Annotated in this window: 3 protein-coding genes and 1 pseudogene; 2 read left to right on the forward strand and 2 right to left on the reverse strand. The window is 71.3% G+C overall.

The genetic code is table 11. The features are described from left to right. Positions 1 to 335: pseudogene (locus ABD944_RS42075) on the forward strand (hypothetical protein); the annotation flags it as partial. Here the strand turns inward: ABD944_RS42075 and ABD944_RS42080 are convergent. Further along, a complete protein-coding gene (locus ABD944_RS42080; protein WP_345187859.1) occupies positions 313 to 1,161 on the reverse strand; it encodes an STAS domain-containing protein in 849 nt (282 codons plus the stop codon). The pseudogene ABD944_RS42075 and the gene ABD944_RS42080 overlap by 23 nt on opposite strands. A 3-nt stretch (positions 1,162 to 1,164) precedes the next feature. Then, positions 1,165 to 1,431: a hypothetical protein gene (locus ABD944_RS42085; protein ID WP_345187862.1), complete on the reverse strand. Its 267-nt coding sequence runs from the start codon at positions 1,429 to 1,431 to the stop codon at positions 1,165 to 1,167. A 528-nt stretch (positions 1,432 to 1,959) separates the two neighbouring features. On the opposite strand from ABD944_RS42085, the gene ABD944_RS42090 reads away from it, so the two are divergent. Next, a partial coding sequence (locus ABD944_RS42090; RefSeq protein WP_345187864.1) for an alpha-amylase family glycosyl hydrolase occupies positions 1,960 to 2,536 on the forward strand: 577 nt, incomplete at its 3' end.

A 2,536-nucleotide genomic window follows, 5' to 3' on the forward strand; every position in this document is an offset into this window, starting at 1 on the left:
TGCACTTCCACCACATCGACCAACCCGAACTCCTCGCCTTCTCCAAACACCACCTCGACGACATCGTCCTGACCATCGTCAACCTCAACCCCCACCAACCCCGCGAAGCCACCGTCCACCTCGACCTCCCCGCCCTCGGACTCCCCGACGACCCCGACCAACCCCACACCGTCACCGACCAACTCGACGGCACCACCTACACATGGCGCGGATCGAACTACGTCCGCCTCGACCCGCACACCAAGCCCGCACACGTCTTCACGTTCGAAAGGAACGGACGTGTGCGGGCCGGTGGCGGGCAGGGCGGCGGGGCTAGCCGGAGCCGGCGCCGCTGAGCACGCGGTCCTCGATGGACCGGCAGCCGGTGAACACCGAGCCGAGGCCCTCGCGGTCGACGATCTCGCGGAGCTTGGCCGGCATCGCCGGCAGCGCCAGGCAGCCGCCCTCGGCGGCGACGCGCCAGCGGATGCCGAGCAGGATCGGCAGCGGGTCGCAGCGCACGCCGAGCCGGTCGTGCATCCGCACCATCAGGTGCCGCAGGTCGCCCTCGACCAGCGTGGTCAGCGTCTCCCCGAGCCGCGGCACGGTCACCTCGTCCAGCACCCCCGACAGGTGGACGACGGTGTGGTCGCCGTCGCCGGCCTCCGTCGTGGTGATCTTCAGTTCGGACGGCGCGGGCGGCGTCGGGGTGAGGCCGGCGTCCCCCGGATGCAGCGCGCGGATCGCGTCGAGCACGTGCGTGGTGTCGACCTCCCCCGGCGCCGGCTCCGGCGTGGGCGCGGCCGTCGCCGACCCGACGTCGGCGAACACCGGGACGAGCCGGTCCAGCCCGGTGAGGCGCAACGCCCGCCGGACGTGCGCCGACAGGGCCGGCACCACGGCCCGCAGCGGGCAGCCGAGCAACTGCGCCCGCGTCTCGGCCCGCGCCATCAGCACGAGCCCGGCCGCGTCCAGCAGGACCGCGTCACCGAAGTCGACCACGACCCCGCCGCGCCGCACGCCCCGCCTGCCGGGCGCGCCCGCGCAGGCGAGCGTCAGCGCCTTGCTCACCTCCTCCCGGATCCCCGCGTAGTTCTGCCAACTGATCTGTGCCGGCAGGCTGAGCACGATGAACCCTCGCCGGGTCTCGGTGCTCAGGCCCGGCACCGCCGTGTCCTTCATCTGTCACGTTCCGATCGGAGTGCGGGCCGCCGCGCGGGCGGGCCGGTGCGAGGCGGTCAGGTGGCCGGGCGGTCGGGACCCCGGCCGCTCGTCCGGGTAGGGCGGGCGGCCGCCCCGCACGACGCCCGTGAGCCGGGACGCCGCGAGGCGCTCGATGGTCCGTTCCTCGGGCCGCACCCCCAGATGGGCGCAGCAGCACCACAGGTCGTCCACGCAGCGCCGCACGCGCTCCACCGGAATGTCGGCGAAACGGACGCGCAGCCGTGCCACGAGGTCATCCCGCGTCGGTACGACCGATGGCGACTTCTCCCAGCGCTCCACTGTCCCTCCGATCGCTTCTGGACGGGCGAATTCCGTCCGAACTGAGCAGAACCCGCCGAACTGACGGGTTCTGAGGTTGGAAATGACCTACCCGAGGGTTGCGACAGAAAAAGCGACGAACCTAAAAACACGGACATGACACAACCTCAGCGCGGCAAGTATTCACGGCGCCGGAAGCCACGCGCCGTGCCGGGAATCGCCGTTTTTTTGCGCTGCTTTTCCGCGCGCTGCCCGGCCGCGACCGGGCGATGACCTTCCCGGCGGGCGGCCGCGCGCCCGGACGTCCCGCGAATCCGGGCGATCTACCCCGGTCATGGGCGCGCTCGCACGGCGGGGCGGCGCCGCCGGGCTCCGAAACCGGACACGCGGTCACGGACCGTACTGAAGCTTTTACGGATGGTTGCCTGTCGCGCACGCACCTGGCCGGGCCGGAGGGAATTGCTGATCTAGATGTCTCCAACAGACCCGGGGTGACCCATGGACGGCCAGCCGAAGAACTTCACCCGCAGCACCCGACCGGACCGGGGCGGCGACGGGCTCACCTCACCGGGAACCGGGGACGTGCCCGTGGAGGACGCCCCCCGGCCGGCCGCGGGACCGGCCGCCGGCCCCATCCCCGACCCGTTCGACGAGGACACCCCGCGCACGCCGGACTGGTTCAAGACGGCGGTGTTCTACGAGGTGTCGGTCCGGGGCTTCGCCGATTCCAACAACGACGGGTACGGCGACCTGCGCGGTCTGATCTCCAAGCTGGACCATCTGCAATGGCTCGGCGTGGACTGCCTGTGGCTGCTGCCCATCTACCAGTCGCCGCTCAAGGACGGCGGCTACGACATCGCCAACTACACCAGCATCCTCCCCGACTTCGGGGAACTCGGAGACTTCGTCGAGCTGATCGAGCAGGCGCACGCGCGGGGCATCCGGGTGATCGCGGATCTGGTGATGAACCACACCTCCGACCAGCACCCCTGGTTCCAGGCGTCGCGGACCGATCCCGACGGGCCGTTCGGGGACTTCTACATGTGGGCCGACGACGACACCGGCTACCCCGACG

It is taken from the genome of Actinomadura verrucosospora (assembly GCF_039540335.1).
Taxonomy (GTDB): Bacteria; Actinomycetota; Actinomycetes; order Streptosporangiales; family Streptosporangiaceae; genus Spirillospora; species Spirillospora verrucosospora.

Coding starts and splice junctions, on each gene's coding strand:
- ABD944_RS42080 (WP_345187859.1), bottom strand. CDS start 1,161: ATGAAGGACACGGCGGTGCCGGGCCTGAGCACCGAGACCCGGCGAGGG.